The 26,461-nt window shown below is 56.9% G+C and carries 27 protein-coding genes; 12 read left to right on the forward strand and 15 right to left on the reverse strand.

The window, feature by feature from the left end:
- Nucleotides 1-5 precede the first annotated feature (5 nt).
- The 3 genes from ERD84_RS04165 to ERD84_RS04175 are packed head-to-tail and all read right to left on the reverse strand — an operon-like array spanning nt 6 to nt 2,438.
- Nucleotides 6-1,169, reverse strand: coding sequence for an ABC transporter substrate-binding protein (locus ERD84_RS04165; RefSeq protein ID WP_130038344.1), 1,164 nt, complete (start codon nt 1,167-1,169; stop codon nt 6-8).
- Between the two features lie 25 nt (nt 1,170-1,194).
- Complete coding sequence (locus ERD84_RS04170; RefSeq protein WP_130038345.1) at nt 1,195-2,061, reverse strand: alpha/beta fold hydrolase; 867 nt, start codon at nt 2,059-2,061, stop codon at nt 1,195-1,197.
- Nucleotides 2,058-2,438 carry a hypothetical protein gene (locus tag ERD84_RS04175; RefSeq protein WP_130038346.1) on the reverse strand — a complete coding sequence of 127 codons (381 nt, stop codon included), beginning with the start codon at nt 2,436-2,438 and terminating at the stop codon, nt 2,058-2,060. The genes ERD84_RS04170 and ERD84_RS04175 overlap by 4 nt, the downstream gene beginning before the upstream one ends.
- Before the next feature lie 256 nt (nt 2,439-2,694).
- Between ERD84_RS04175 and ERD84_RS04180 the strand changes: the two genes are divergently transcribed.
- The 9 genes from ERD84_RS04180 (at nt 2,695) to ERD84_RS04220 (ending at nt 12,026) form a co-directional block, all read left to right on the forward strand.
- Nucleotides 2,695-3,681, forward strand: coding sequence for a Bug family tripartite tricarboxylate transporter substrate binding protein (locus ERD84_RS04180; RefSeq protein ID WP_130038347.1), 987 nt, complete (start codon nt 2,695-2,697; stop codon nt 3,679-3,681).
- A 79-nt stretch (nt 3,682-3,760) separates the two neighbouring features.
- On the forward strand, nt 3,761-5,308 hold the full coding sequence (locus ERD84_RS04185) for an acyl-CoA carboxylase subunit beta (protein ID WP_130038348.1): 1,548 nt from the start codon (nt 3,761-3,763) through the stop codon (nt 5,306-5,308).
- Nucleotides 5,309-5,310: 2 nt separating this feature from the next.
- Nucleotides 5,311-6,678 carry an acetyl-CoA carboxylase biotin carboxylase subunit gene (locus tag ERD84_RS04190; RefSeq protein ID WP_130038349.1) on the forward strand — a complete coding sequence of 456 codons (1,368 nt, stop codon included), beginning with the start codon at nt 5,311-5,313 and terminating at the stop codon, nt 6,676-6,678.
- Entirely contained in the window at nt 6,675-6,923 is a 249-nt protein-coding gene (locus tag ERD84_RS04195; RefSeq protein ID WP_245150608.1) for an acyl-CoA carboxylase biotin carboxyl carrier protein subunit, read from the forward strand. The genes ERD84_RS04190 and ERD84_RS04195 overlap by 4 nt, the downstream gene beginning before the upstream one ends.
- 2 nt (nt 6,924-6,925) lie before the next feature.
- Nucleotides 6,926-9,016 carry a 3-hydroxyacyl-CoA dehydrogenase NAD-binding domain-containing protein gene (locus tag ERD84_RS04200; protein ID WP_130038350.1) on the forward strand — a complete coding sequence of 697 codons (2,091 nt, stop codon included), beginning with the start codon at nt 6,926-6,928 and terminating at the stop codon, nt 9,014-9,016.
- A 55-nt stretch (nt 9,017-9,071) separates the two neighbouring features.
- On the forward strand, nt 9,072-9,470 hold the full coding sequence (locus tag ERD84_RS04205; RefSeq protein WP_130038351.1) for a Zn-ribbon domain-containing OB-fold protein: 399 nt from the start codon (nt 9,072-9,074) through the stop codon (nt 9,468-9,470).
- Nucleotides 9,467-10,642: a thiolase gene (locus tag ERD84_RS04210; protein ID WP_130038352.1), complete on the forward strand. Its 1,176-nt coding sequence runs from the start codon at nt 9,467-9,469 to the stop codon at nt 10,640-10,642. The genes ERD84_RS04205 and ERD84_RS04210 overlap by 4 nt, the downstream gene beginning before the upstream one ends.
- Before the next feature lie 30 nt (nt 10,643-10,672).
- Nucleotides 10,673-11,365 (forward strand): 3-oxoacid CoA-transferase subunit A, encoded by a 693-nt coding sequence (locus ERD84_RS04215; protein ID WP_130038353.1) that lies wholly within the window; start codon nt 10,673-10,675, stop codon nt 11,363-11,365.
- Complete coding sequence (locus tag ERD84_RS04220; RefSeq protein WP_130038354.1) at nt 11,358-12,026, forward strand: 3-oxoacid CoA-transferase subunit B; 669 nt, start codon at nt 11,358-11,360, stop codon at nt 12,024-12,026. Before ERD84_RS04215 ends, ERD84_RS04220 begins: the two co-directional genes overlap by 8 nt.
- Before the next feature lie 22 nt (nt 12,027-12,048).
- On the opposite strand, the gene ERD84_RS04225 is transcribed toward ERD84_RS04220, so the two are convergent.
- The 8 genes from ERD84_RS04225 to ERD84_RS04260 all read right to left on the reverse strand — a co-directional run bounded on the left by ERD84_RS04225 (nt 12,049) and on the right by ERD84_RS04260 (nt 20,749).
- A complete protein-coding gene (locus ERD84_RS04225) occupies nt 12,049-12,849 on the reverse strand; it encodes a carbohydrate ABC transporter permease (protein ID WP_130038355.1) in 801 nt (266 codons plus the stop codon).
- The gene (locus tag ERD84_RS04230; protein WP_130038356.1) at nt 12,846-13,721 is read right to left on the reverse strand and encodes a carbohydrate ABC transporter permease; all 876 of its coding nucleotides are present in this window, start codon (nt 13,719-13,721) and stop codon (nt 12,846-12,848) included. The genes ERD84_RS04225 and ERD84_RS04230 overlap by 4 nt, the downstream gene beginning before the upstream one ends.
- A 10-nt stretch (nt 13,722-13,731) precedes the next feature.
- Entirely contained in the window at nt 13,732-15,027 is a 1,296-nt protein-coding gene (locus ERD84_RS04235) for an ABC transporter substrate-binding protein (protein ID WP_130038357.1), read from the reverse strand.
- 12 nt (nt 15,028-15,039) lie between these two features.
- Nucleotides 15,040-16,104, reverse strand: a complete 1,065-nt coding sequence (locus tag ERD84_RS04240) for an ABC transporter ATP-binding protein (RefSeq protein ID WP_130038358.1) — start codon at nt 16,102-16,104, stop codon at nt 15,040-15,042.
- Between the two features lie 20 nt (nt 16,105-16,124).
- On the reverse strand, nt 16,125-16,919 hold the full coding sequence (locus tag ERD84_RS04245) for a phosphodiesterase (protein ID WP_130038359.1): 795 nt from the start codon (nt 16,917-16,919) through the stop codon (nt 16,125-16,127).
- 3 nt (nt 16,920-16,922) lie between these two features.
- Nucleotides 16,923-17,957, reverse strand: a complete 1,035-nt coding sequence (locus ERD84_RS04250) for a LacI family DNA-binding transcriptional regulator (RefSeq protein WP_130038875.1) — start codon at nt 17,955-17,957, stop codon at nt 16,923-16,925.
- 220 nt (nt 17,958-18,177) lie between these two features.
- Nucleotides 18,178-19,881 carry a 2-isopropylmalate synthase gene (gene leuA / locus ERD84_RS04255; RefSeq protein WP_130038360.1) on the reverse strand — a complete coding sequence of 568 codons (1,704 nt, stop codon included), beginning with the start codon at nt 19,879-19,881 and terminating at the stop codon, nt 18,178-18,180.
- A 295-nt stretch (nt 19,882-20,176) separates the two neighbouring features.
- Nucleotides 20,177-20,749, reverse strand: a complete 573-nt coding sequence (locus tag ERD84_RS04260) for a hypothetical protein (protein WP_130038361.1) — start codon at nt 20,747-20,749, stop codon at nt 20,177-20,179.
- A 16-nt stretch (nt 20,750-20,765) separates the two neighbouring features.
- Between ERD84_RS04260 and rpoN the strand changes: the two genes are divergently transcribed.
- Both rpoN and ERD84_RS04270 read left to right on the forward strand, forming a co-directional pair.
- Complete coding sequence (gene rpoN, locus ERD84_RS04265; RefSeq protein WP_130038362.1) at nt 20,766-22,178, forward strand: RNA polymerase factor sigma-54; 1,413 nt, start codon at nt 20,766-20,768, stop codon at nt 22,176-22,178.
- 110 nt (nt 22,179-22,288) lie between these two features.
- On the forward strand, nt 22,289-22,552 hold the full coding sequence (locus ERD84_RS04270; protein WP_130038363.1) for a (2Fe-2S)-binding protein: 264 nt from the start codon (nt 22,289-22,291) through the stop codon (nt 22,550-22,552).
- A 45-nt stretch (nt 22,553-22,597) separates the two neighbouring features.
- On the opposite strand, the gene ERD84_RS16090 is transcribed toward ERD84_RS04270, so the two are convergent.
- A complete protein-coding gene (locus tag ERD84_RS16090) occupies nt 22,598-22,732 on the reverse strand; it encodes a hypothetical protein (protein ID WP_257215204.1) in 135 nt (44 codons plus the stop codon).
- Between the two features lie 171 nt (nt 22,733-22,903).
- Here ERD84_RS16090 and bfr point away from each other — a divergent pair, with 171 nt between their 5' ends.
- A complete protein-coding gene (bfr, locus tag ERD84_RS04275) occupies nt 22,904-23,380 on the forward strand; it encodes a bacterioferritin (protein WP_013744131.1) in 477 nt (158 codons plus the stop codon).
- A gap of 31 nt (nt 23,381-23,411) precedes the next feature.
- On the opposite strand, the gene ERD84_RS04280 is transcribed toward bfr, so the two are convergent.
- From ERD84_RS04280 to ERD84_RS04290, 3 genes are all read right to left on the reverse strand, one after another.
- Entirely contained in the window at nt 23,412-24,065 is a 654-nt protein-coding gene (locus tag ERD84_RS04280; protein WP_130038364.1) for a hypothetical protein, read from the reverse strand.
- A gap of 115 nt (nt 24,066-24,180) precedes the next feature.
- Nucleotides 24,181-25,788, reverse strand: a complete 1,608-nt coding sequence (locus ERD84_RS04285) for a peptide chain release factor 3 (protein WP_130038365.1) — start codon at nt 25,786-25,788, stop codon at nt 24,181-24,183.
- 3 nt (nt 25,789-25,791) lie between these two features.
- The gene (locus ERD84_RS04290) at nt 25,792-26,421 is read right to left on the reverse strand and encodes a LysE family transporter (protein ID WP_130038366.1); all 630 of its coding nucleotides are present in this window, start codon (nt 26,419-26,421) and stop codon (nt 25,792-25,794) included.
- Nucleotides 26,422-26,461 lie beyond the last annotated feature (40 nt).

Genomic DNA, 26,461 nt, shown 5'->3' on the forward strand with positions numbered 1-26,461 from the left:
TGTGCTTATTCGCAGCCACTAACCGTGCAGCGTGCGCGTATGACCTCTTTTCCGGCCTTGACCTCGGCCACATAGAACGGTGCGTTCAGTTGGTGATTGCTGCCGTACATTTCCTCGCCTGTCCAGTTCAACTTGCCCAGCGAACCGTCGAAGTCGGTGATTTTTTCGAGCTCGATCCTTACTTTGTCGGTGTCTGTGACTGTGCCGGCGCGCCTCATGGCTTCGAACAGCATACGAGTGCCGTCGTAGAAGGCGGGGCTGAAGCCGTTCATGGGGCTGTTGTACTTGGCTGCATAGCGTTCCGCATAGGCCTTGGTCGAGGCCAGTTCCGGGTCGATAGGCGTGTGAACAAACATGCCTTCGGTGGCATCAACCCCGGCGACGTTCACAATTTCCTGAGTTGCAGGGCCGCCGGTGCGGATGATCGTGCCGGTAAAGCCGATCTCGCGGGCTTGCTTGACGATCAGGCCCGCAGTGGTGGGCGAATTGCCATCGAGCTCGATGGCCTGGATGCCGCGGGCCAGCATGCGTGTCAGCAAGGGAACAAAGTCGACGCGATCACGTTCGAAGAATTCGACAGCGGCCAAGTCGGCCCCGGCATGTTTGTAGGCGGCCTTCAAGTCAGTGGCAATTTGCTGGCCTGTTTCATCGTTGGGGAAAAGTGCGCCGACCTTCTTGACGTCCTGGGTCTTCACGATCCAGTCGATTTGCGGTTGGGAAACCTCGGCGGTGGTGATGTTGGGCCGGAAGGTAAATGGCTTGTCTTGCTGCAGGGCCTTTGAGGTAAAGCCCAAGGTCATGACGATGACTTTGTTTTTTTCGGTAATGGGCTGTATGGCCAATACCGGTGCCGATCCCACCGGGCCGACGATGTACTGGACCTTGTCTTCGAACACAAGGCGATTGGCCACCGTGACTGCCTCATTGGCCTGATACTTGTCGTCGTAGGCGATGACATTGACCTTGTACTGTTTGCCGCCGACTTCCAGCCCGCCTTTTTCATTGACCTCGTCAGCAGCGATTTCGGCTGCGTTCTTCATGCCCTGGCCCCAGGCGGCGCCGGCGCCCGACAGCGTGACCAAAGCGCCGATGTTGAGCGTTTCTTGTGCGGAAACAGAAAGCGGAACCGCCAGGCAGGCGAGTAGTGCGGCGATAGGTGTGAATTTCATGTTGTTGTCTCCTGGGAAATCCGGTTCAGACCGGAGGTAGTGAGGTGCCAGTATGGATCTCGTTCAGGACTGGCAGGATGTATTGGCGGAACTGTTGCGGGTTCTCGCTCATGGGAAAATGGCCAAGCTCGCGCATGATGGTGACTTGGGCGCCGGGTATGGCTTCCGCCGTGCGTAGCGTGTCGGCGGGCGAGCATGAAAAATCGTATTCGCCGGTCAATAGATAGAGCGGGCAGCTTTGGGTATTTATATTGTTCAGCTTGCCGCGCAGGTCGCTGTCGGTACGATAGAAGTAAAGATCGCCCCGAAAAATGCCTGGTCCGCCCTGCATGTATTGCCACAAGGTTTCATGCCGGTGCAGCGCGGGCGACTGAGGTGCCACCAGGCCAGATACAAGTGCTGCGCACACTTCACCGCCATGTACATCGCCGCGATGCAGCCATTGAGTGTCGTACCAGGGCTGTTGGTAATCGGCGCTTTCGACGCCGATCAGGGCGCGAAACTGCTTGCCATGGTCGTTCGCCAACTGCAGCACGATGCGCCCGCCGATGGAGCACCCGATGAGTACAGGGGCATCAAGCTCAAGCGCCTGGCAGAACGACAGAATGGTTTCCACATAAAGCTCGGTGGTCAGCTGGTATTCGGTGTCTTGCCAGCCTTCGGGCGGATATGACTTGCCATGCCAGGGCATGTCGAAAGCCAGTACACGGAATTTGCTGGTGATGTCCGGGTCGCACAGCATGTGGCGATACTGGCGGTTGTCGGCCCCGGCGGTATGCAGGCAGACCAGAGGTATGCCGGCTCCTGCCTCCTCGACATAAACACGACAGCGCTTGCCAGCGATGTCAAACGACAGATAGCGGCCCGTAATCGGTTCGAAGGGTGTGTTCATGCTGTCTCCCTGCCCAGGGCCAACACGTCCTTGATGTACTGGAGGTTGGCCATCAGGGGCTGCAGGTTTCCTTCTATGCGCAGTTCGCCCTGCTTGGCCAATGCGAAGATGTCGTGGCTGTCGGGTTGGGGCACGGGCTGCCAGAAGCGTGACCACGCATCGGCGCTGGCGCGAATGGCGAAATCCCAGGAGGTGAGCGGAGCGATGACTTCTTGCACGTCAAGTACTTGACCGTTTTGAATGCGCAGCAATCGTTCGTGCTCGCCGAATTGGACAAGTACGGTTGCATTGAACGGCCGGCGGCGGACATAACCCTGTGCACGCTGTGCGAAGCGCTGCGCCAGCTGCATGCCGCTCGCGGTGGGTGCCACTGTCATGCTTGTCTCCTGTTTATGATCTGGTTCTTTCTGATAGAACATGTATTCTTTTTGAAAGAACATTCTAATAATACGATGTTTGCAGTGTCAATATGTGTTTACGCAACCTGTTCTGGCCCCAATCTCTGGCTTGAAACCTCGTCCTTTCATTGACAGTTTTGTGTAATGACTTATAAAATAGAATAATCGTTCTGTTAAGCAGAACGGTATGACACGTCAATACATATGACGAACGGCACTACAACAGGAGGTTGATATGAAGGTGTTTGGAAAACTGGTAGCGGCAAGTGCTTTAGCTGCACTGGCTGGAGCGAGCACGCTCGCATACGGCAGTGAGTATCCTAGCCAGCCCGTAAAGTTGGTCGTGGGATTCAGTCCGGGCAGCACTATTGATACGGTTGCCCGCATTATTGGCGAAGGATTGTCCAAACGCATGGGGGCCACCTTCGTTATTGATAATAAAACGGGCGCCAATGGCATGATTGCCGCCCGTACGGTGGCTCAGGCAAAGCCTGATGGCTATACCCTGTTGGTGAGCAACTCAAGCTCAATCACGGTAAATCCATTGCTGTACTCCGATCTGCAATACCATCCATTAAAGGACTTCGCGCCCATCTCCACAGTGGTATCGGTGCCTTTCGTTCTGGCTGTCAATCCAGACAATCCAAATACGGCGTCGATTTCGTCCTTGAAAGACCTGGTCGATCTGGCCCACAAAAACCCTGGTACGGTTACCTATGGTTCCGCCGGTAACGGCAACCTGATGCATTTGGCCGGGGCGCAGCTGGCGACGATGTCCAAGACCGATATGGTGCATGTGCCTTATCGTGGCGCCGCGCCAATGGAAGCCGCATTGCTGGCCAGTGACATCTATTATGGTTTTGATACCCTTTCAGGTGTCCCGCTGATGAAATCAGGCAAGCTGAAGCCGTTGGCCATTTCAACCAAAGAACGCTGGCGTGATCTGCCTGACGTGCCGACTGTTGCCGAGCAGGGTTATCCGGATTTCGATATCTCGTTCTGGGTTGGTACCTTTGCACCGGATGGAACACCCAAAGAGGTTGTTGAGCTTCTGAACAAAGAAATCGCCGCCGTTACGCGCGACCCTGAAATTCAGAAGAAACTGATGATGCAAGGTAATGTGCTTACGCAAAGCCCAGAAGATTTTTATAAGAAGATCGATACCGAGCTCAAGCAGAATGGCGATCTGATCAAACGGGCAAATATAAAGATCAGTCAGTAGTTATTGGTTGGTGCCGGCGTCGACCATCTAATCAGTGATGGTGATCGCCGGTCCGTACAGGTAGATTCGGGAGTAAGGGATGTCTTGGCAAAAAGAGCTGGATGAGCTTGAGCGTCGCAAGCAGCTGGCACAAAAAATGGGTGGACCTGAAAAGGTTGAACGCCACCGCGCAAAAGGCAGATTGCCGGTGCGGGAACGCATCGACCGCCTGGTGGATGAAGGTTCTTTCCAAGAGGTTGGCGCGCTGAGCGGTAATGGAGAATATGACGAGCACGGCCATCTCGTCGACTTCACTCCTTCGAACTTCCTTACAGGGCGTGCGCGGATAGACGGCAGGCCGGTGGTTTTGGCAGCTGACGACTTCACGGTACGCGGTGGGGCGAATGACGGCGCGGTAGGCGACAAGTTGATGGCCTCGGAACGTATGGCTCTTGACCTCAAGCTGCCACTGATCCGCATGGTCGACGGGACGGGCGGCGGTGGTTCTGTAAAGAATATCGAAAACCAGGGTTATGCGTTGTTGCCCAAGCTACGGATGTGGCCGGCCATGACACAGAATCTGGCAACCGTGCCCGTTGTATCACTCGCCTTGGGGTCGGTGGCGGGACTGGGTGCAGCGCGCGTCGCCACCAGTCATTATTCCATCATGATCAAGAATACCTCCCAGTTGTTCATCGCTGGCCCTCCCGTTGTGGCGCGCATAGGCCAAGTGCTTGATAAGAATGAGCTGGGCGGAAGCGGAATTCACGCTCGCAATGGAGTGGTCGATGATGAGGCTGCCAGTGAAGAGCAGGCTTTCGCACGGGCGCGGTGTTTCCTCTCGTACCTGCCTCGTTCAGTTGATGAGCTGCCCCCACGCGCTGAGCCCATAGCGCCAAAGTCAGATGATTATGACTGGCTGCGCTCGGCGGTGCCTGCCGAGTCGCGCCGGGTCTACAAAATGCGGCCCATAATTGAGTGTCTGGTGGATGAGGGCTCGTTCATGGAGATCGGCAGCAAATGGGGAAGATCCCTGATTGTTGGCCTGGCTCGAATCAATGGATGGCCTGTAGTGTTGTTTGCCAGCGATCCTTATCACTATGGCGGTGCCTGGGATAAACAAGCCTCCGAGAAATTTGTACGCATGCTTGACTTGGCTGAAACCTTCCACCTTCCAGTGGTCAATCTTGTCGATGTGCCTGGATTCCAGATAGGGTTGAACGCTGAACAAGAGGGGGCCATGCGCTATGGCGTACGTGCACTGACGGCAGTGGCCCAAACCACAGTTCCGTGGTGCACCTTCATTATTCGGAAAGCCTTTGGTGTGGCGGCCGGTGGTCATCAAAGCGACGGGCGGTTTAATTTTCGCTATGCCTGGCCTTCAGCGCGATGGGGTTCGCTTCCCATTGAGGGAGGCCTAGAGGTGGCCTATAAACGCGAGATTGAAGAGGCGGACGACCCCGACGCGAAACGAGCCGAAATTGAAGAGCGGGTTCAGTCGCTAACTTCACCGTTTCGTAGTGCCGAGGCATTCGTTGTCGAGGATATTATCGATCCGGCACAAACACGTTTCCTGCTTGAAGAGTTTATCGACGTGGTAATACCTTTGCGCAAGACGGGTGCTCGTAGTTTTGGCTATAGGCCGTGATCATGACAACAACAGCAGCAGTGAAACGTATATTGGTCGCCAATCGGGGTGCCATTGCCCGCAGAGTAATACGCGCAATACGTGAGCTGGGCCTTGAGTCTGTCGCGGTCTATTCCGAGGCGGATAAGGATTTGCCCTATTTGCAGGAGGCAGACTTTATTGAATGCATTGGACCGGCCGCAGCTTTGCAAAGTTATCTGAACCAGCAAGCCATACTGGAAGCCGCTCGTAAATACCGGGTCGATGCCTTGCATCCCGGTTACGGATTCCTGTCTGAAAATGCAGGCTTTGCCCGTGCGGTCCAGGATGCCGGTATTTGCTTTATTGGCCCCTCCCCAGACTTGATACAAATGTTGGGTCACAAGACGCAGGCGCGGGATACGATGCGCGCGGCGGGCATGCCCATGGTCGATAGCAGCATCGTCCTGGGCGACGACCTGAATGAAGTGCGTCATGCCGCTGAGCAGTTGGGGTACCCCTTGCTGATAAAGCCGGCGTCGGGTGGTGGAGGCATAGGCATGTTGCCTTTGCTGTCGGCCGACCAGATTGAAACAGAATGGCCGCGAGCCAGGTCCATCTCGGAACGCAGCTTTGGTCGTACGGATTTGTACCTTGAGCCATTCATCCAGTCGCCAAGGCACATAGAGTTCCAGTTTCTTGCCGACAAGTACGGCGGCGTGCGCTGTATCTACGAGCGTGATTGTTCCACCCAGAGGCGCCACCAGAAAGTGCTTGAGGAAGCGCCGGCCCCGTCTCTGGATCGGACGCTTATTGCCGCGATGGCTACCCAACTTGAGAGCATACTTGCCGCGTTGCGGTATGACGTAATCGGAACAGTGGAGATGCTGTATACGCCAGAGAGGGGCTTCTCATTTCTTGAGGTGAATACCCGGTTGCAAGTGGAGCATGCAGTAACAGAAGAGGTCACGGGTATCGATCTGGTGAAGGCGCAAATCCGGCTGGCTGCCGGCGAGCAAATTGACAAGGTGGTGCCGAAGACGGTGAGTCTTGAAGGCCATGCGCTGGAGGCGCGGATTTACGCGGAAGATCCCGTGCGTTTTATTCCATCGCCTGGAGTACTGAAGGAGTTCACGCCGCCGTGCATGGACGGTGTGCGCATCGAAACGGGCTATCAGCAGGGATCACGTATTTCAAGCTACTACGATCCCCTGATCGCCAAGGTGATTGCGAAGGCGGATACCCGGGACGAAGCCATTCGGCTACTTTCTGTGGCCTTACACGCCTTCACGATTTCTGGCCTCAAGACAAACATCCCGTTTATACAGCGCGTCCTCGCAGACCAGGACTTTGACCGCGCTGTACTGTCGACCGAAATTGTTCAGCGGATGTTGGCTGAAAGCAGTACATGACAAACTATAGCTATAGCAAGGAGCAAATGATGGATCAGATTGAAGCAACCGTAACCGGTCGTGTACTGGCCGTACTTGTAAAAGTGGGCGATACCGTCCATGCCGGCGACGACGTGGCCACCATCGAGTCTATGAAAATGGAAATTCCGGTCAGCTCGGACTACGACGGTAGGGTGGCTCGTATTGCGATCTCGGTCGACGATGAGGTTGAGGAAGGCCAAGTCATTATTGATCTGGGCAGCTAGCCATGATCAGCAAGCAGATCGAGGTTTTCCCCGGAGGGCAGGTGGCTGTTCTGTCTATCCAGAATCCGCCGGTCAATGGCCTGGGCAGTGCGGTACGGGCCGCCTTGGGTAAGGCGTTGGACGAGGCGATTGCTGATACGGATGTGCTGGCCATCGTCCTGACTGGGGCCGGGCGGTTCTTCTCTGGCGGTGCCGACATCCGTGAATTCAACACGCCGTTAACGCTGCGAGAGCCAGTGTTGAGGGATATTATCAATAAGCTGGAAAGCTCACCCAAGCCAACCGTGGCGGCCATTAACGGTATCGCGCTAGGGGGAGGGCTTGAGCTGGCACTTGGTTGCCACTACCGCGTTGCAGTGGATAAGGCCACGCTAGGCTTGCCAGAGGTCAAACTGGGCGTATTGCCTGGTGCCGGCGGGACTCAGCGCCTACCCAGGCTGATAGGAGTGGAAGCGGCGCTGGAGATCATTGCAAGCGGGGATGCAATCAATGCGGACCAGGGTTTGCGCTGTGGTCTGGTTGACCAAATTGCACAAGATGACCTGGTGACGAAGGCCTGCTTGCTGGGCTTGCAAGTTGCTGGAAGTGAGGACGGGATTCGCAGATTGAATCCCGCCGCAGTGGCGGCACCCAAAAATCCTGAAATCTTCGAACAGGCACGCCAGAAAGCAGGCAGGCGTTATCGCGGCTGCGTGGCCCCGCTTGAATGCATCGCCTGCTTAGAAAAAACACTTACGACCAGTCTTGATGAAGGTCTCGAGTTTGAGCGCCAGCGCTTCCAGGTGCTGGTGAATGGCGACCAGTCCAAAGCTCAGCGGCATATTTTCTTTGCGGAGCGGTCGGCCATGAAGCTGCCCGACGCCGATGTAAAGCCCGAACCGATCAACCATGTTGGTGTCGTGGGTGCCGGTACGATGGGTGGCGGCATAGCGATGAGCTTGGCAAATGCAGGCATACCTGTTGTCTTGCTCGATCGTGATCAGGCCGCATTGGACCGTGGCTGGGAAATAATAAAAAATAACTATTCGGCCAGTGTGTCGCGCAAGAAACTTGATCAGCCTCAAATGGAACAACGCCTGGCACTGATCAGGCGAGCGGTCGATTACCAGGAGCTGTCCGATGTCGATCTGGTGATTGAGGCTGCGTTCGAGGACATGGCGGTCAAAAGGGAAATTTTCGAGCGCCTCGATGCACTATGCAGGCCTGACGCGATCCTGGCTTCGAACACCTCCAGGTTGGATATCAATGAGCTGGCGGCTGCGACTTCCCGTCCCGGCCAGGTGATAGGGACGCATTTTTTTAGCCCGGCCAACGTGATGCGCTTACTGGAAGTCGTGCAGGGTGTGCAAACAAATCGCACTGCCATTGCATCGTTGTTCAGCCTCGCCAGAAAGATCGGAAAAACTCCTGTGCTGGTAGGGGTCTGCGATGGTTTTGTAGGCAACCGCATGGTCAGCCCATATACGCGTGAAGCCCACTTCCTGCTCGAAGAGGGAGCATCGCCCGAGCAGGTCGACGGCGCCTTGCAGCGTTTTGGCATGGCTATGGGCCCTTTGCGCATGGGCGATATGGCGGGCCTTGATATCAGTTGGGCCGCGCGCAAGCGCATGGCCCCGACGCGTCCGGCGCATATTCGCTATAGCCGTGTTGCCGACCGGATCTGCGAGATGGGCCGGTTGGGACAAAAGACCGGGGCGGGCTTCTATCGTTATGAAGAGGGGAGCCGCAATCCCGTGCCAGACCCGGTGATAGACGAACTCATCAAGGAGTGCGCCCAGGCCTCCGGTATCGAGCGGCGTGACATCAGCGATGAAGAAATCATCCAGCGCACGATGTACGCGTTGGTCAATGAGGGTGCGCGCATTCTTGAAGAGGGTATCGCACAAAGATCATCGGATATCGACGTGATCTATGTCGCGGGTTATGGCTTCCCAGTCTTCAGGGGCGGCCCGATGTTTTATGCCGATACCGTCGGATTGCCGCAGGTGCTGGCAACTATCGAACGCTTTCATGCGGAGCACGGTGAGCTCTGGGCGCCGGCCCCACTGTTGAAGGAACTGGCAAGCAGTGGTCGCAAGTTTTCGGATCTATAAGATTTTCAATCCCTGTAGCGCTTGCACGGGGAGTGTGAAATGAATGAGGTGAAACATGGATAAGCATAATAATGGGCCGGATACTTCCGGCCCGCAGGCGCGGTATTTCTCCCGCCTCAATGAGGGAGTATTCGAGATCCAGCGGTGCAAAGCTTGTGAGCGGCACCAGTTTTTCCCTCGGGTACTGTGCCAGCATTGCGGGTCAACGGATTTGGCATGGGTTACCCCCAGTGGAAAGGGGCAGGTGTATTCCTTCAGTGTGATTCGCCGTAAGCCGGATTCCGGCGGCGACTACAACGTTGCTTTGGTCGATCTCGATGAGGGTGTCAGGCTGATGAGTCGTGTCGATGGGGTGTCACCGGATGCGATTCATATTGGGATGGCCGTATCGGCAAAAGTCCTGAATGAGCAAGACAAAGGAATGCTTGTTTTTCTTCCTGAGGGGCAGAAATGAAATCCCTTAACGATTTTCGTGCAAAAGCGGCGATAGCGGGCATAGGTGTAGCCGGCTTGGGCGAAGCCCATGGCTATTCTGAAGCTGAAATTCTGGCTCAGGCCGCCGTCCAGGCGGTAGCCGATGCAGGCCTGAGCATGCAGGATATTGATGGGCTGGCAACTTGCAGCTCATCGGCGACAATGTGGGCCATGCCCGTGGCAGAATACCTGGGGATCAAGCCTCGATTTATAGAAAGCACCATGCTTGGCGGTTCGAGCTTTCTGGCTCACCTTCTGCCGGCCATTCTGGCGCTCGAGTCGGGTCAATGCAACGCAGTGCTTGTCTGCTATGGCAGTACGCAGCGCACCGCCGTCTTCGGTCGCAAAGAGGGCGTGAAGGCGCGCGCCTTGCTCGATCCGCAGCCCTTCGAGCAGCCCTATTCGCCCTTGTCGCCCATTACTTCGTATGCGTTGGCAGCGGCGCGGCATATGCACGAATACGGCACGACACGCAGGCAACTGGCTGAGGTGGCCGTTGCGGCAAGGCAATGGGCTCAGCTCAATCCGGAGGCCATGATGCGTGATCCGCTTTCCATCGAAGACGTCCTGGATGCCCGCATGATCTCGGATCCATTGTCCATACGTGACTGCTGCCTGGTCACCGATGGCGCTGGTGCTTATGTGCTGGTGCGGTCCGATCGCGCCAAAGATATGGCTCGCAAGCCTGTCTATGTTTTGGGCAGTGCGACGGCAGTCTGGAACAGACAGATATCTTCCATGCACGACCTGACGACGACAGCGGCCGCCGAGTCTGGCAAGCGTGCGCTGGAGATGGCGGGTGTCGGGATTTCCGATATTGACGTTGTCCAGCTTTATGACGCCTTCACGATCAATACTCTGCTTTTTCTCGAGGATCTTGGATTCTGCAAAAAGGGAGAGGGTGGCTCCTTTGTCGAGAGTGGCGCCATTGCCCCCGGCGGACGCTTGCCTGTCAATACCAACGGCGGTGGCTTATCGTGCTTGCACCCGGGTATGTACGGCATTTTCTTGTTGATCGAAGCAGTGCGCCAGCTGCGAGGTGAATGTGATGCCCGTCAGGTCGATGGTGCTGAACTGGCTTTGGTTCACGGCAATGGTGGAACCTTGTCCAGTCAGTCGACGGCGGTGCTGAGTACCGAGGTGGCGTCATGACGATGCATGGCCTGATTCTGGAGCGTGCTGATGCTTGATAAAACTGTTGGCAGCCTGGAAGAGGCTGTCGCCGACGTTCACGATGGCGCAACTCTGTTGATAGGCGGGTTTGGTTCTTCGGGTGTTCCCACGCAATTGATTTGTGCATTGCTGGATCAAGGTGCCAGGGAGCTGGTGATCGTGAACAACAATGCGGGCAATGGCCCCATAGGTCTGAGCCAGTTGGTTGCGGCGGGGCGTGTGCGCAAGATGATTTGTTCTTTTGCGCGTTCATCGAACAAGCTAAAACCCAACGCCGTTGCGTTTGCCGACCGTTATCGGGCAGGCGAGATCGAGCTTGAATGCGTCCCTCAAGGGACGATGGCCGAAAGAATGCGGGCTGCCGGTGCCGGCATGGGGCCTTTTTTCACGCCGACCGCTTATGGCACAGACTTGGCAAAGGGCAAAGAGACCCGTGTCATTGACGGGGTGGGCTATGTGCTCGAGAACCCGTTGAAGGGCGACTTTGCCTTTGTGAAGGCCCAGTATGGCGACCGTTGGGGCAATCTGACATATCGTTATGCCGGCCGGAATTTTGGCCCGGTCATGGCGATGGCCGCGACAACGACCATCGCACAAGTTGATCGGATCGCAGCGTTGGGCAGCCTCGCGCCAGAGCATGTTGCAACCCCGGGCATATTTGTTCAACGTGTAGTACAAGTGGGAGAACAAAAAGATGCTTGAAGGACTGACCAGGCAGCAGATAGCCAAGCGTGTGGCGCAAGACATACCGGATGGGTATTACGTCAATCTCGGTATTGGCATCCCCACCCTTATCTCGCGTTACTTGCCCAAGGATAAGGACGTCATCCTTCATACGGAAAACGGTATCGTGGGTATGGGGTCCGGAGATCCCGATGCTCCTCTGGATCTGGATCTGATCAACGCCAGCAAAGAGCCTGTCAGCTTGTTGCCGGGGTCATCGATTACCGATCATGTGGTGTCGTTCGCCATGATGCGCGGGGGTCATCTTGACCTCACCGTGCTTGGCGCATTCCAGGTATCACAAGATGGCGATTTGGCCAATTGGGATACCGGGGCAGTGGGTACGATACCGGCGGTGGGCGGCGCCATGGACTTGGTGGCGGGCGCAAAGCAACTCTTTGTCACCATGGACCACGTTACCCGGGATGGCCAGCCAAAAATCGTATCGCAGTGCAACTACCCCCTGACCGGCAAGGGCGTAGTCAATCGCATTTATACCGATCTGGCCATTATCGAAGTGCTCCCGGAAGGCTTGTTGGTGACGGCAATGATCGAAGGTATGGACTTTCCTCAATTGCAAGCGCTTACAGGGTGTCCGTTGGGCATTAGCCCCGACTGCACCGTGTTGCGCCCATCGTAATGGGCGCGCTCATATTTGCCCTTTACCGTATTCCCGCCCGCATGAACGACTGCACGAATTGTCGTTGAAACAACAGGAAGGCCACCAGCAACGGCGCGGCGCTAAGCAGCGTGGCCGCCGTGATAATGGACCAGTCTATGCCCTGGTCAGTCGAGGCGAACACTTGCAAACCCACGGTCAGGGGGCGTGACTCGACCGAGTTGGTGATGATCAACGGCCACAGGAAGTTATTCCAGTGATAGCTGACGGACACCAGCCCGTAGGCCACATAAATAGGGCGCGCCAGCGGCACATAGACTTTCATCAATATCTGCCAGCGGCTGGCGCCTTCGACCCTGGCGGCCTCTTCCAGTTCACGCGGGACAGTCTTGAAGGTCTGGCGCAGCAGGAAAATGCCGAAGGCCGAGGCAAAGTAAGGCAGGCCGATCGCAAAAATCGTGTCGCGTACGCCCAGCCAGGACATCAGCCTATAGTTTTCGACGATCAACACGTCGGGCATGATCATCAGCTGTAGCAGCACCAGCATGAAGACCAGATCCCGGCCCTTGAAGGTGAATCGCGCAAACGAATAGGCGGCCAGCGTAGAGAGCACGAGCTGCGCTGCCAGCACCATGGTCACCAATATGAAGGTGTTCAGGAAGTATTGGGCAAAGGGTGCTGCATTCCAGGCGGCCTTGAAGTTAGCCAGGGTCAGCGGCGCGGTCAGGTCGAACTGGGTGGAGTAGGCCGAGGGATGGAAAGCGGCCCACAATGTATAGGCCAGCGGCAGAAACCATAATATGCCCAGCAGCCAGGCGCCCAGGGTATCGAGTTTTTGCGTCATTGGTAATGTGTCCTACGGTCCAGCCAGTGGAATTTGACGAATGCGGTGATCGACAGGATCAGCAGCAGCACAACCGACAGCGTGGCGGCGTATGAGGTATCCCAATAGCTGAAGCCCACTTCATAGATGTAGAACAGCAATAGAGTGCTGGCATTGTCGGGCCCGCCCTTGGTCATGACCAGCACGTGGTCGACCAGCCGGAAAGCATTGATCAGGGCGTTGATCAGCACGAATAGGGTGGTGGGCATCAGCAGTGGCAGCAGTACGCGCCAGAAGTATTGCCAACGGCTTGCGCCTTCAAGTAAGGCGGCCTCGCGCAGCGAGGGCGGTACTTGCTGCAGGGCGGCCAGGTAGAAAATCATGAAGAAGCCAGACTCTTTCCATATAGTGACTAGCATCAGTGCGGGCAATGCGGTGGAACGGTTGCCCAGCCAGTTCATGCCGGGCAGATTGAACAGCCCTGCAATCTGATCGACCAGACCGTATTGCGGCGTATAGAAAAACAGCCAGATATTGGCCACGGCCACCATGGGCAACACGGTAGGGGTGAAGTAAGCCAGGCGTAAAAAGCTGCGCCCGGCTATTTGGCGGTTTACCCAAAGCGCCATGATCAGCGCAATCGCCACCGACACGGGGATCGTCACCAGCGCATAGGCCAGGTTGTTCCATAGTGCCTGCCAGAATACCGGGTCGTCCGTCATGGCCCGGTAGTTGTCTATGCCCACGAACACGGCCGGGCGCCTGGCCTTGGGTGTGGAAAAAAAGCTGTTCCACAAGGTGGCCAGCGCCGGGTAGTGTGTAAAGGCGGCAAGCAGGACGATGGCTGGCAGCAGAAGCAGCCAGCCATACACCGCGTGCAGCGATGGCTTCATGCGCATAGGTTTACTTGTACGAACGCAGCAGGCGGTTGGCTTCGGATTGGGCGTCCTTCATGGCCTCGTCCGCTGTCTTGGCATTGGTCAGGACGGCTTGCAAGTTGTCGTTCAAGAGCTTGGTCACACGCTGATTGTCGTGGGTCGAGAACTCGGCCACGGCCACTTTGAGCTGATCGCGGGCAACCAGTGCCTGGGGCACTTCCTGCACGTATTTTTTCATGCGGTCAGTTTCCCAGGCGGCCTGATTCACTGCGACGTAACCGGTGGCTATGCTCCATGCGGCGGCATTTTCGGGGCTGGTCATCCACTTGACGAACTTATAGGCTGCGTCCTGTTGTTCCGGCGTAGCCGACTCGAACAGATAGAAGTTGCCGCCCCCCGTCGGGCTGCCGCCTTGCTTGGACTTGGGCATGGGCGCCACACCAAAATCAAAGTCGGCGTTCTTGCGCACATTGGTGAGATTACCCGTGGTTGTCCACATGATGGCAGTTTTTCCGACCAGGAAATCCTTGGGCGTGGTGCCCCAGTCTGTGGTGCCGGTGGGCATGATCTTGTGCTTGTAAGCCAGGTCGTGCCAGAACTGGACGGCTTCGATGACCTCCGGCTTGTCCAGATAGACTTCATTGCCCTCGGGGCTCATGAGGATGGCGTCGTTGGGTGTGGTCAATGCCTGGAACAACCAGTAGGCGAATGCGCCGCCCGATGGAATTTCAAGGCCCCACTGCGTAACCTGGCCGTCGCTATCGCGCTTGGTCAGCTTCTTGCCCTGACTGACCAGTTCGTCCCAGGTTGCGGGTGCTGCATCGGGGTTCAGGCCGGCCTCTTTGAACAAGTCTTTGTTGTAGTACATCACGATGGTTGAACGCTGGAAGGGAATGCCCCAGGTCTTGCTCTCGGTCTGGCTGTTGGCCATGAAGCCGGGGTAGAAGTCGGCCAGCCATTTTTTATCTTCCTCTGTCTTGATGAGAGGATCGAATGGCACGATGGCGCCTTCATCTATCAGGGTGAACATGTCGGTGGACAGCAACACCGCCAGTTGTGGTGCACTGCCGCCCTTATGGGCGGTCAGGGCCTTGGCGACCGAGTCCTGGTATGACCCGGCATAGACCGAGTTGATCTTGATATCGGGATTGCCCTTTTCGAACTCAGCCACCATGCCGTCCACGATTTTGGTAATCGGGCCGCCCACGGCAACGGGATAATAGAACTCGAGCTCTACCGGCGCGGCCTGTGACCAGGCAGGTACGGTGGAGAAGGCGCCTGCAAGACTGAATGCAAGGGCTTTCAAGAAAGTACGTCGCATGATTTTTTCCTGTTAAAGAGAAGAGATGGGCGTGTGGCGCAATGCCTGACCCGAGGCGTCAAAAAAGTGCTGCTGCTGCGAGCTCCAGTGGAGCTTGATCTGTTCACCGTGCGCGGCACGCAGATGCCCGCTCGTGCGTACCGCCACGCCGGAGTTGCCGCCCACTTTTGCGATGATGATGGAGTCGGCGCCGAAATACTCGACGCTCTCGACACTGGCGGGTATACCGTCATTGCCAGCCAGTTGAATATGCTCAGGGCGCACACCCAGCGCCGCGGCCTCGCCAGGCATTGACTGGGCCAGGTCCGGCGCGCCCGCCATCAGGGCACGTGTTTGTTCATTCAGACGCAGTACGTTCATGGGAGGCGTCCCAATGAAACGGGCGGCAAACTCGGTGGCGGGCTTGCCGTACAACTGGTCGGGGCTGTCGTTTTGTTCGATGCGTCCGCCGTTCATCAGTACGACCTGGTCAGCCATGCTCATGGCTTCGGTCTGGTCGTGGGTGACATACACCATGGTGATGCCCAGGCTTTGCTGCAAGGCCCGGATTTCCCGGCGCATTTCGTGCCGCAGCTGAGCGTCCAGGTTCGATAAGGGTTCATCCATCAGGCATACCGGTGCTTCCGAAATCACGGCGCGTCCCAATGCCACACGTTGCTGCTGTCCGCCCGACAGCTGGGATGGCTTGCGGTCGAGCAACTGTTCCAGGCCCAGCAAGGCGGCCACTTTGGCCAGTCTGGGTTTGTACTGGGCTGCCGGTTCCTTGCGCACCTTCAGGCCGAACAAAATATTTTCCCTGACGCTCAAGTGCGGGAACAGAGCGTAAGACTGAAAGACCATCGCGATCTTGCGCTGCGCGGGCGGGAGGTCGGTGACGTCGCGGCCCCCTATGCGGATGCGGCCCGAGCTGGGGGTATCCAGTCCGGCAATCATGCGCAGGGTGGTCGACTTGCCGCAGCCCGATGGACCGAGCAACACGGTGAACGTCCCGGCCTGCACTTCAAAGCCGATCTGGTTCACGGCGGGTGGGGCCTCGCCGTACTGCTTGGTAATGTTGTCCAGGGAAATGGTAGACATAGATCGTGTTTCGGTAAACGTCAGAAGGAGTAAGGGCCGGGGAAGTCGCCTATCGTGGCGTGGTGTGTGACCAGGCCTTGGGCGCCTTGCCAGTGCAGCTGATAGCCCGGCGGTTCGAAGTTGAACGACAGCTCGGTTGCGGCGGAGTCCAGGTCCAGCGTGATCTGGTGCGCAGTACCCGGGCAGGTGGATGCTACCGTGGGGCCTACGCGGCACAGCATGGTCCGGTGCAGATGGCCGCAGAGTATGCGTTCGATATTGCTATAAGGGGCAATCACCCGGGCGAAGTCTTCGCGGCCACTCAGCAAGCCCAGGTTGTCCATCTGCCTGATGCCGGTTTCAAAAGGTGGATGATGCATCAGTATCAGGGTGGGCGCGTCCGGCGCCTGGGCCAGGGTGTTGCTCAGCCACTCGAGGCGTTCGGCGCATAGCCCGCCTTCACTGCGCATGGGTACGGTTGTGTCCAGTGCCACGATACGCAGCGGCCAGTCATCGATGACATACTGGATGAAGGGCGTGCCAGTCTGCAAATAGCTATGTTCGTGGAATACTTCCCGCAGCATGGCAGGGCTGTCGTGGTTGCCGGGAATCAGCAAATACGGAATGTCCAGCCTGGCCAACAGAGGCTTGAGCCGCAAATACTCTGGTTTGCGTCCATGCTCGGTCAGGTCGCCAGTAATCACGACCATGTCTGGGCGGGGCGCAAGGCGGTTAAGCGCCTGTACACAGACAGCCAGATGATGTTCGGCCTGGATCAGTTCGGTATCTTTGCCGCCTTCCTGGATGTGCAGATCGCTGATTTGGGCAATAAGCATGGTTTAAGGCCTGTGAGTAAGAGGGAGGTTCAACCGTGCCGCACTGGCACCGGTGATCAGCGTATGCGGCACCTGCTGGCTGCGCGATTGCTGATGTTCGATTTGCTCCAGAAGCAAATGACAGGCGGTCTTGCCAATTTCGTACCCGGCGGCTTCTATGGTGGTCAGGCTGGGTGACATGACCGTGCCATAGCGTATGCCGTCGAACCCTGCCACCGAAATATCGTCAGGCACGGAGTAGCCTAGCTCCCTGAGGCTGACAATGACTGCCGTGGCCAGCAGATCGTTGGAGCAGAACAGCGCACTGGGCCGGGCGGCGCCGTCCAGCATCTGAGCCAGGATCCCGTTGTCGGTCTGGGTATGGCTGGGCATGATGTAGTGCCTGATGAGCGATAAACCCAGGCTGCGAGCGCGGCTTCTGGAGCCCGTCAGGCGGGTAGCGGCCCGGTCGGACATGCTGAGTGGCCCACTGATGAAAGCAATACGGCGGTGTCCGAGCTGGGCCAGATGTTCGACCATATCGCAGGCTGCGGCATGGTTGTCGACGGCCGAGCAGGGATGTGTGCTTGATTCATTGTAGGCCAGCACATAGCTCACGCCGCGGGTTTTCAAGGCCTTGAGCACAGCACTTTGGCGTGGGTTGGCAACTGTCAGGATCACGCCATCCAGTTGATGGTCGATCAGGCGATGCACCGCGGCAGCTTCCAGCGCTGGGTCGTAATGGGTGACGGTCATCATGACGCTATAGCCCGATTCGCGTGCCCGCATTTCCGCGCCTTCGAAGCAGTCGGCGAACACGGGGTTGGACAATGTGGGCAATACCAGGCCCAGGGTGCGGGTACTGCCTGAACGCAAGCTGCTGCCCAGGCGATTGGGACGGAAGCCGTGTTGTTCGGCTACCGCCATGATGCGCTCCAGGGTTTTGGCTTGAACAAGTGCCGGACGATTGAAGGCGCGCGATACGGTGGCCGGCGATACGGCCGCCTCTCGGGCGATTTCTATAAGGGAGACAGGTGCGCCGCGCCGCTTGTTGTCCAACAACGTTTCTCCAGTCCGGGACAATACGATGAAAACGTTTTCATATTAAACAACAACTATTGCATGCTTATTACAGTGTTTACCCCAAGTGACCCTGGGCACCGACAAGCGTTATGCACCATCAGCAGCACTGTTGGCATGGCTACAGCGGTTGAATGCCACATATAAATATGGCCCCAGTGATGGGGCCATATTTCAGTGGAAGCAAGCTGCTTCAGGTTCAGGCAGCAACGGTATCGGCGGTGGCTGCTGCGTTCTCGATGGAAGCGTGTCGATTTACTGCACTCAGTATGGCCAGGAACGAGGCGGTGACGATATCGTCATGTACGCCCACGCCAAACCCGGTGGATGACTCGCCCACCCGCAGTTCCACATAGCTTGCAGCGCGCGTGTCGGTGCCGGTACCGATGGCGTGCTCATGGTAGTCCATGATGCGAACATCCAGGTCCAGCGCTTGCACGAAGGCTGAAATGGCGCCGTCGCCACGACCGACCATATTACGCACCACACCATTTTCTTCGAGCTCGACTTCGATCATGAACTGCTCGCCGTTAGCTGCTTTGGGGTCGCCCGTAATACGGTGGCGTATCAGTTTCCAGGGCTGTGTCTGCTGCAGGTATTCGCTGGAAAACAGTTCGTAGACATGGCTGGCAGTGACCTCGGCGCCGGTTTCGTCGGTCACGCGCTGGATGGCGCGGCTGAATTCGATTTGCAGGCGGCGCGGCAACACCAGACCATGCTCGGATTCGAGCAGGTAGGAAACGCCGCCCTTGCCCGACTGGCTATTCACGCGGATCACCGCATCGTAGCTGCGGCCAAGATCGGCTGGGTCGATAGGCAAGTAAGGAACTTCCCACAGTGCATCGGGTTCCTGGCGTGCAAAACCCTTTTTGATGGCATCCTGGTGTGAACCGGAAAAGGCTGTGAAGACCAGGTCGCCGGCGTAAGGATGACGTGGGTGTACCGGCAACTGGTTGCAGTACTCTACACAGCGGCGCACCTCGTCGATATCGGAGAAATCGAGGCCGGGATGTATGCCCTGTGTATACAGATTCAGGGCCAGAGTCACCAAATCAACGTTGCCGGTGCGCTCTCCGTTACCAAACAGACAGCCTTCGATGCGGTCGGCGCCGGCCATGACGGCCAGTTCGGCTGCGGCCACCGCGGTGCCTCGGTCGTTATGTGGATGCACGCTGAGCACGATGCAGTCGCGTTTGTTCAGGTTATTGTGCATCCATTCAATCTGGTCGGCATACATATTGGGCGTGGTCGCTTCGATGGTGGCCGGCAGGTTGTAGATGATTTTTGATTCGGGTGTGGGTTGCCAGACTTCGGTGACTGCGTTGCAGACTTCCAGTGCGAACTCAGGCTCGGTGGTGCTGAAGACTTCTGGCGAATACTCGTAGCGCCACGAGGTTTCCGGGTGCTTCGACGTGTATTCCTTGACCAGTCGAGTGCCCTCAAGAGCGATTTCCCTGACTTCGTCCTTGCTCATGTTGAAAACAATCTTGCGGAAGGCCGGGGCGCATGCGTTGTACAGGTGAATGATGGCGTGCTTGGCGCCGGCCGCCGACTCTACCGTGCGCTGGATCAGGTCGTCGCGTGATTGGGTCAGGGCAATAATCGTGACGTCGTCGGGGATGCGGTTTTCGTCTACCAGCTTGCGGACGAAATCGAAGTCGGTTTGCGATGCAGAAGGAAAACCGACTTCGATTTCTTTAAAGCCGATCTTGACCAGCTGCTCGAAGAAGCGAAGCTTGCGCTCGACGCTCATGGGTTCGATCAGCGACTGATTGCCGTCGCGCAGATCAGTGCTCATCCAGATGGGGGGGTGGGTAATGCGCTTGCTGGGCCAGGTTCGTTCGGAAAAGTCGCGGTCAAAGGCAACAAATGGGCGGTATTTGTCGGAGGGATTCGAAATCATGGGACACCTGTTTTATAACTTGACTGTGCAGTTTGCCATCATCGGGCGTTTGCCGAATACATAGAGCGTATAAGAGATGATGGGGAAAAAGGGTGTGGCGTAAGCCGGCTGCCGAACTGCCACGGACGCTAGGCCCGGCAACCGATCGGTAGTAGTAGCGCTAGGGCTAGCTGGGGAAGGAGGGCAAGGCGCAGGAAACCGCGTTGAACACGCAACGCAAAGCCCGCAGCGACACTGCGGGAAATAGCGTTAGAGGAAACGTGTTCGGCTTGCATAGCCATAGTCGAACATATTTTTAACGGCTTGGCAAGTTCTGGGCGCCACCCGGTACGGGCTCGGCCAGGTCAAGCACCGCTGCATGGCGGCGGGCCAGGGCGATTTTAGAGGCTCGTCCGCTGCGCAGCTCGGTATAGGCGCGTTGCAAATCACCAACGGTGATGGGGTCGCGGCGGTCTTGCCATGCCCAGCGCAGGACTTCGCATGCGGGTTCGGACAGCTGGTTGGCAAGCAGTAGCACTGCTTCTTCTTTGACCTGTCTGCCGCGTACGCTGCGTTGTGTGCTGCGAACAAAGCTATACAGAAAATAGGCAATAATAAGTGTGCACAGCGCGACCACGACCCACCAGAAAAATGGGTTGTACTGGTTCAGCAGGGCAAGGCCTTGCACGCCCAACACATGCAGGCCGCTGTAGTCGATGTTGTGTCCGAATGTCACTACCCGCATAAGCAGGTCATACCAGACGAGTGCAACGACGATAATCACCACCACGCAGACGATTTTTTGCACGGCGGTGAGCTGCAGCAGTGTGTTGCGGAGCAGGCTGCGGTCCTGGCTGGTAGGCTGTTGTGTCAGAGAATCAGGTTTCATACAAAGTATTTTAACTATGCAATCGCGTCAGTCCCTAGAGCTTCGCCAACATCAGCAATTGGCTTTGACCCCTCAGCTACAGCAATCAATACGATTTTTGCAGCTGTCGACGCACGAGCTGGAACAGGAGGTAGCGCAGGCATTGCAAGATAACCCGCTGCTTGAACGTGAGGAAGAGTATGACACCATCGACGGTGTTGCGGTAGTCGATGACGTGCAAGCACTGGAAGAGCGCTGGACGATGTTGGGTTTATCCAACCGTGCGTCCGGTAACAATGCCGACGATGAGTCTCAGCGTCCCGAGACGGCCCTGGCAGAAACTTTACAGGGGTATTTGCAGGAACAGCTACGCCTGACGCGTGCGCAGCCGCGCGACTGCGCCCTGGTGACTTTGCTGATTGAAGAGCTGGACGAAAACGGTTATTTGCCCACTGGCCTGGAAGAAATCCTGACATTTCTGCCCCCAGAGCTGGACGTGGAACTCGATGAGCTGCACGCCGCCCTGCGGCTCTTGCAGTCATTCGATCCACCAGGAGTGGCTGCCCGATCGCTGGCCGAATGTCTGTGCTTGCAGCTGAATCACTTGCAGATGCTGCCCGCTGCCGCCGCACTGCCCGGTGACGTGCTGGCTTTGGCCCGGCGCATTGCCGCCGACCACCTTACTTTGCTGGCTACGGGTAATCTTGCTCGAGTGCGTGATGCGCTGGATTGCGACCACGAGCTTTTGCTGTCGGCGCATGCCTTGCTGCTGCAGCTGGAGCCCAAGCCCGCCAAAGACTGGGCGACATCAACGGCTGATTACATTACGCCCGATGTGCTGCTGCGTAAGGTGCGCAATACATGGGTTGTAACGATAAACCCGGCCATTATGCCGCGCCTGCGCATCAACAGCGTTTACGAAAGCCTGTTGAGCGCCGCCCCGCCGGCGCCGGCCATGCAAAGCCAGCTGCAACAGGCGCACGGCCTGATCAAAAGCATGAACCAGCGCTTCGTGACCATACAGCGGGTGATGCAGGCCATCGTGAATAGGCAAAAAGATTTCTTTGAGCAGGGGCCTGCCGGTTTGCGCCCCTTGCAGTTGCGCGACATTGCCCAGGAGCTGGATCTGCATGAGTCCACTATCTCGCGTGCAACCAAACAAAAATACGCCCAAACGCCCTGGGGCGTCATTGAACTGAAGAGTTTCTTTTCGACGGCCTTGCAAACTGACGATGGCCAGAGCACCACCGCATCGGCTGTACAGGTGCTGATTCAGAAACTGGTGGGTGAGGAGTCGGGCAAAAAGCCATTGTCGGACAGCCAGATTGCCGCCCGACTGACTGACCAGGGTATTGTTATTGCGCGTCGAACGGTTGCCAAATACCGTGAAGCGGCCGGAATTGAGCCTGCCATTATCCGCAAGGCACGTGCTGCGCTCGTAGCGCGCTGAGCTGGGCGGCGACCTGTTCCGGCATCTGCCACCGGAACCGTCATCATCGTCGAGAAATAAATACGAAAACATGATTGCTTTCTTAAAAGAATTGGATGATAATTATTCTCATGTTTATTTGTATCTGTAATGCCATCACAGAACGTCAGGTTCAGGCTGCGGTTGCTGAAGGCGCTTCCAGCCTGGCAGAGCTGCAAGGTCAGCTCGGCGTTGCTTCGTGCTGCGGCTGTTGCGCTGAAACGGCTTCCGAATATTTGCCTGGTGGTCGTTATGCGGGCCAGGCTGCGGTGCCTCATCATGGGGGCGCCCTGGTTGTCGATGCTGCCAACGACCCCGTAACACCCATGGTCGAAGTCGAAATTCGGCGCGCTTAAGCACGTATTTACCGTTGGTAACAAAATAGCCCGGGCTTGCCTGGGCTATTTTGCATGGGCTGTTTTCTTGGTTTTTTGCTCAAAAAATCCCATAAAATCAAACGCTTCCAGAAAATGCAATGCCGCTGAGCCTGGCCTTGCAGCCTTTTGTCCTGAAACAGCAGTTATAAACCAATTCATTCTTATTCTCAGCCACTATCCCAGTTGATCAGCCGGCTGTGCGCAAGGGACCAAACTGCGGGCTGTAATTGCCAACAGAGCGTGTTAGCCTTGAAACCCTATCCCGCACCCAGGCGCGGCAAGCGGCGTCGAAACGGCGCGTCTTACTAATTCAGTTCCAGGAGTATGGCCATGAAAGGCGACACCACCGTCATCAAGCATCTGAATGCTCAACTAAAAAACGAACTTACTGCCATCAACCAGTATTTTCTGCATGCCCGCATGCTTAATCACTGGGGCCTGAATAAGCTGGGTAAGCACGAATACGATGAATCCATCGGCGAAATGAAACATGCCGATCGCCTGATCGAACGTATATTCATGCTCGATGGTTTGCCTAACTTGCAGGATCTGCACAAGCTGCTGATAGGTGAAAACGTGCCCGAGATTCTGTCCTGTGACCTCAAGCTGGAAACGGGTGCGCAGACTACAGTCAAAGAAGCCATGGCCTATTGTGAATCAGTACGTGACTTTGTCTCGCGCGATCTGTTTCAGGACATTCTGAACGATACCGAAGAGCATATCGATTGGCTCGAAACCCAGATCGAGCTGGTCGAAAAGGTTGGACTGCAAAACTATTTGCAGTCTCAAATGGGCGAGCACGAATAAGCTGCCCGGTTACAGGACCAAGCAGCGTCAGTTAGAACGACTTGGCGGGGCAGTCGCTGGTACGGCCCCAGGCATTATTAGGCTCGCAGTACTTGTTGCGGGCTGTCCAGGCGCAACTGGGCCGATTAAAGAAGTTTTCTGCGCTGCATGCTTGCAGCGCCTGACGCAGCTCTGCACGCCAGGCCGCGTTGCCTGACCCGCCAGTGGAAGGGGGCGGAGGCGGCGGGGCCATCTCTATGGGCTGCAAAGGTGCATTGCCTGTTTGATTGTAGGCATCGCCACCCAGACCCAGGCCAGAGATATCGGCAATGCCTTGCAGGCCCGAGCCATTGTTGCCAAACTCGGCTATTCGAATCGCTTCGTCCATGGAAATCTTGGTGGTGGCAATATCGATGGCCGCATTGCTGGTGACTTCATTGAGCGCGGTTTCGGGTATCTGCCAGGCCAATTGCACGGGGGGTTCGGGAACACCCTGTTGTCCATTCATGAGTGGCTGCGGCGGTTGCGCCTGATAAGGCAAACCGTTGGCGTCCAGCACAGGTACGTCGTTGGCAAGCTCAGGATGTTCGAGTACAGGAGGCGCGACGGGGCCGTGAGCAACCAGCCAGTCGCCCAGCCGCAGACCACCCCATGCGGAGGCACCTGCCATGACAATCAATACAGCAAAAATAATACGCCAGGACATCTTTTCCCTTTGTTCTGGTAAGACAGGCCTGCTGCTTCTGAAAATGGCCATTTCCAGAAGCAGCAGGCCTTAGCCAGTATATATCGGTTGCGTCCAGCCCGTAGTCGTACCGGACTTAGCCCTGCTGCCCGAACACTTGGCCGCCGTGCTCGCGCATGGCATGAAACTCAACGCCCGGATACAGCTCTTGTGCAACACGCAACTGCGCAGGCGAACTGGCCAGGAAGGCCGCTGCGTCGACGACATCATAGGCGATGTTGGCGGCGTTGGCGTTCATGAATTTTCGCAAAACCTTGGGATCGTCGGCTGTAAACCAACGTGCCATGTTGTAACGTGAAGGCATGAGGCGTGCTTCGACGCCGTATTCCGTTTTCAGGCGATGGGCCACCACTTCGAACTGCAACTGGCCCACTGCGCCCAGCAACAAGGCGCCGCCGGCCGCTTCCGGCCGGAAGACCTGAATGGCGCCTTCTTCGCCCAACTGGGTCAACCCTACGCGCAATTGTTTGGTCCGTAATGGATCTTTGACCTCGACGGCCTGGAACAGTTCCGGTGCGAAGAACGGCAGGCCGGTGAACTGCAGGCTCTCGCCCTCGGTCAGCACGTCGCCCAATTGCAACACGCCGTGATTGGGAATGCCGATGACGTCGCCGGCATAGGCTTCGTCGAGCAGCTCGCGCCGCTGTGACAGAAAGGACACAACGTTGTTGGGCCGGATTTCCTTGCCTGTTCGCGATACCTTCAGGCGCATGCCGCGCTCGAAACGGCCTGAACTGACACGCACAAAGGCTACGCGGTCGCGATGGGCGGGGTCCATGTTGGCCTGAACCTTGAAGATGACGCCGCTGAACTTGGGTTCATCGGGCTGAACATTGCGTTGTAAAGCCGTACGTGCTCCGGGCTTGGGGGCCAGATCGACCAGGGCATCCAGGACTTCCTGTACGCCAAAATTGTTGATGGCGGACCCAAAAAACACCGGGGTTTGCTTTCCGGCCAGGAAGGCTTCGTGGTCAAACTCGGGAGCGGCAGCCTGAATCAACTCGATTTCTTCACTGGCTTTCGCAAAAGCATCGCCAAAGCGTTCGGCGGTCACGGGGTTGTCCAGACCATCGATGAGTTCGTCGTCGCCATTGCGGCGTTCCTGTCCGGCGCGGAACACCCGCATCCGGTCGCGCCGTATGTCGAATACGCCGCCAAACGCGCGGCCCATACCTACAGGCCAGGAGAAAGGCACGGCATCCATGCCCAGGTGCTCTTCGATTTCGGACAGCAAATCCAGGGGTTCCTGTACTTCTCGATCGAGCTTGTTGATAAAGGTAATGATGGGTGTGTTACGTGCCCGGCATACTTGCAGCAGCCGTATGGTTTGTGGCTCGACACCGTTGGCGGCATCGATGACCATCAAGGCAGCGTCGACGGCGGTCAGCACACGGTAGGTGTCTTCCGAAAAATCCTGGTGCCCGGGGGTGTCAAGCAGGTTCAGTACGCAATCCCGGTACTCCATCTGCATCACGGACGAGGCGACGGAAATGCCGCGCTGTTTTTCGATTTCCATCCAGTCGGATGAGGCGTGCCGGCTGGCCTTGCGCGCCTTGACACTACCGGCGATCTGGATGGCACCTGCGAACAGCAGCAGCTTTTCCGTCAGGGTGGTCTTGCCCGCGTCGGGGTGGGAGATAATGGCGAAAGTGCGTCGCCTTGTGACTTCTTGGCTAATACTCATGGCTTATTTACTGTGGCTGAACGAGGCCAGCACTGTGCCGGCAAGAATGAACATGGCACCGAAACCGCGATTGAGCCAGCGTATATGTCGCGGACTGCGCAGCAGGCCGAGGATGCGGGAGGCCAGGGTGGTATAGCACCCCATCGCCACCAGGTCGGTGAAGCACAGGGTGGCTGCCAGAACGACATATTGCAGGGTCAATGCTTGTGTCAGGTCCAGGAATTGCGGTACCACGGCCAGCAAAAATACGGTGCCCTTGGGATTGGTAATATTGATCAGGCAGCCGCGCATGACCAGCTCGCGGGCCCGGAAGCTGGTGTTGTTGTTTGCTTCGACGGCAACTGGTGCGGCGTCAGTGCGGAATTGCTTCCAACCCAGGTAGATCAAATAAAAAACCCCCAGCCACTTGATGATGCCAAAGGCGACTTCAGAGGCGGCCAGCAAGGCGCCCAGCCCGACCGCAACGATCAGGAATTGAGTCAGCAAGCCCAGCAGCAGACCCACCGTAGTCCAGTAGCCGCGCCTGAAGCCATACTTCAGGCCCGAGGCCATAGCCGAAATAGCGCCTGGCCCGGGCGAAAATGATATCGCCCAGGACGCAGCAAAAAAGGCTAGCCAAGTGGATAAGGACATGTCTCGTTCATCGGGGTGGAAAAGACGAAATAATACGCTT

Source organism: Pollutimonas harenae, assembly GCF_004153685.1.
GTDB lineage: Bacteria > Pseudomonadota > Gammaproteobacteria > Burkholderiales > Burkholderiaceae_B > Pusillimonas_C > Pusillimonas_C harenae.